The organism is Stenotrophomonas sp. C3(2023) (assembly GCF_032911385.1).
Taxonomy (GTDB): Bacteria; Pseudomonadota; Gammaproteobacteria; order Xanthomonadales; family Xanthomonadaceae; genus Stenotrophomonas.
Genome location: NZ_JAWJLO010000003.1, coordinates 1 through 2,598 on the forward strand (window position 1 = coordinate 1; position 2,598 = coordinate 2,598).

Annotated in this window: 3 protein-coding genes; all 3 read right to left on the reverse strand. The window is 60.5% G+C overall.

Annotation, left to right across the window (positions count from 1 at the left end):
• On the reverse strand, window positions 1–1,174 hold a 1,174-nt coding region (locus RZA67_RS16315), incomplete at its 3' end, for a hemagglutinin repeat-containing protein (protein WP_317214102.1).
• A gap of 418 nt (window positions 1,175–1,592) precedes the next feature.
• Complete coding sequence (locus RZA67_RS16320; RefSeq protein WP_317214104.1) at window positions 1,593–1,997, reverse strand: hypothetical protein; 405 nt, start codon at window positions 1,995–1,997, stop codon at window positions 1,593–1,595.
• Window positions 1,994–2,598 (reverse strand): hypothetical protein (locus tag RZA67_RS16325; protein WP_317214105.1); only part of this gene is annotated, 605 nt, incomplete at its 5' end. The genes RZA67_RS16320 and RZA67_RS16325, both read right to left, overlap by 4 nt.

Sequence of the window (2,598 nt, forward strand, 5' to 3'; positions counted from 1 at the left end):
AGGCGGCCGCCGTGATCTGTGCTTCAGCCTGCACCTTCGCCGCCAGCGCCACCGGATCCCAGGTGCGTACCAGCCCATTGGCATCATCACTGCTGAGTACCCCGCGCTCCAGCCCTGCCAGCGTCTGCTCGACGTTCTTGCCGGTGCTGGCCACCTGCGCATTGCCGTCGGTGATGGTCAGCGCACCTTCGCTGATGCCACTGCGCGTGGTGCTGCTCTCGCTACCCTTGTCACTGGCATAGCCGGGCGCGGCCAGGCTGGCGTCGTTGCCATGATTCTGCCAGGCCCAACTGCTGCCCTGCCCGGCCGCGCCGCCGGCGCCCGGGGTGCCGTCGTTGCCCAGCGCACTGTTGCCGGCACCGGAAGGCCCACCACTGCCGCTCTTGCTGAAGCCACCGGACAGGCTCAGGCTGCTGGCCTCGTACTCGCTACGGTTGTGCAGATCGCGTGCGCTCAGCGTGCTGGTGATCAGCTGGTTGCGCCCCTCGGCGATGGCCTGCTGGCTCGAGGCGATCACGCCGCCGACAAGATCGGTGTTGCCACCTACCTGCACCTGGAATCCGCCCTCGCCGGCCTTCAAGCCACTCTGCTCGACCACGCTGGCGAAGTCGCCGTCCACCTTGGTATTGGCAAAACTGGCGCTGCCGGAGAAACCAACGCCCACCGTCACGCTGCCACCGGCACTGGTGTCCTTGCTGTGGAAGGTGGAGGTGTCCTGCAGGCTCTCGATGTTCAGGTCACCACCGATATCGGCGATCACCTGGCGGCCACTGGCCACCGCACCGCGCAGCGTGGTGTCGCCCCCGGATTCGAGCACCAGCGTGTTGCCTGCGTTGACATGGCTGTTGATCCAGCTCACGTCGGTACCCTCGCCCTTGCCACGCGCGCCGCTGGCATTGGCGGTGATGCCCGCGCTGGCGCCACCGGAGCCTATGCTGATCGCCACACCGACGCCGCCACTGGCAGCGCTGCTGTTGCGCTGCGTGTCCTGGATGTTCTGCGCGGCCAGCAGCGCGATATCGCCGTCGGCGCGCAGATAGGCGTTGTTGCCGGCATTGATGTCACTGCCCACCACGGTCAGGTTGGAGTCCGCGCCGGCGCCGGTGGCGCTGATGCGCACATCACCGCCAGCGGTGACGCTGGAGCCGGCTGCGCCATGCTCACGAATGCACAAATCATGGACGCCTCAGATCAGTCTGATTTAGCTTGACAGGCTGGGAAGCGACCAGGGATATCCCCTTCGCATGTGCCCCTGTACTGGTAGCCCTTGCTCATCATGCAGCGCTGAGCAGAATAGTACTTATCACGAGACAGATTGACAGCTTCCAGTCCGGTGGCTCCTTGGAGATCTGGCGCAATATCGCCATTCTTCATACCACCACACCCTTGCCAGTCCGACGACTGAATTTCGCTACTCACACCTGCCTTTGCCCAGTCATCACGAGGCACCACGGGATGAACCAACGCTTTGTACGCCTCTTTGTCGCAGTATGCGCGCGGTGTCTGAGGGCCACAGATATTCCAGTTTCCTATCGTGCAGCCCGGAAACAACGCCAGACAGATCGTTGGACCGATCAGCAATCTGATTCGTGTCATCTAGACCTGGCCTGACAAGCGGGATAGCGACTTGGGATATCACCTTCACAGGTTCCAGCGTACTTGTATGACTTACCCATCATGCAGCGCTGCACGGAGTAGAACTTTTCGCGTGAAAGATCGGCCGCTTCCTTACCAGAGACGCTCACACGATTCAGCCCAATCCCCCCGTCACGCTCCCCACCACAAGCCTGCCAATCCAAAGCTAGCGCATCGGGGCCAGCATCTTCTTTCACCCAGCGGTCTCGAGGAGGAGTCGGATTAACCAACTCGTTATATGCTTTCTTATCACAGTAAGCCTGCGGAGTTTGGGGACCGCAAATATTCCAGTTCCCTATGGTGCAGCCGCCCAAGCCGACTAAAGCAGCGAACATCAAAACCATAATGATGAATCGATTCATGGTGATTCCTTCACGAGAGTAATAATTGCCTGCCAAACCCCGGGGGGCAGTCCTTTTGCCATCGCGAACGGCGCCGCAGGAGGAATGGCGAGCACACTCCACGTGTTATGAGCCACCTTCAGCATAAAAGGACGGTTCCGGACCGCATTGCCTTGCTCGTCATACAGTCCTACACCTTGGCCACCAAGGTAGTCATGCGGGCCAGCGAAGAACTCGATCAGGCGGTCCTGCCAACTGCCACTCGAATAGGCAGTACCGGCCAGCGTTCCTTCTATCCCTTGGATACCACCCGTCAGCCCCCCCATCTTCATGCCTTGCGGCGTCTGCAAGAACGCTGACAAACTAATTCCTGCGGCGTCGGCATTCCACTGAACTCGTCCATTCACATCAAGAATGAGATCGTTAGTTCCTTCAGTTCTGAGACACCGCTGATTATCCTTACCACACAACTGATCCAGATCAATCCGCGTCCCGCCCAGCTTGATCCCGTCGCCATCCACGCCCACGCTGACACCACCGATGTTGTCCAGCACCGTCGGGTCCTTGACCGTCGGATTGTTCGGGTCCGCATCATCGATGATCACCGGATTGCTCGGATCGA

Excerpts from the sequence above, each read along its gene's own strand:
- RZA67_RS16320 (WP_317214104.1), bottom strand. The coding sequence starts at position 1,997 with ATGAATCGATTCATCATTATGGTTTTGATGTTCGCTGCTTTAGTCGGC.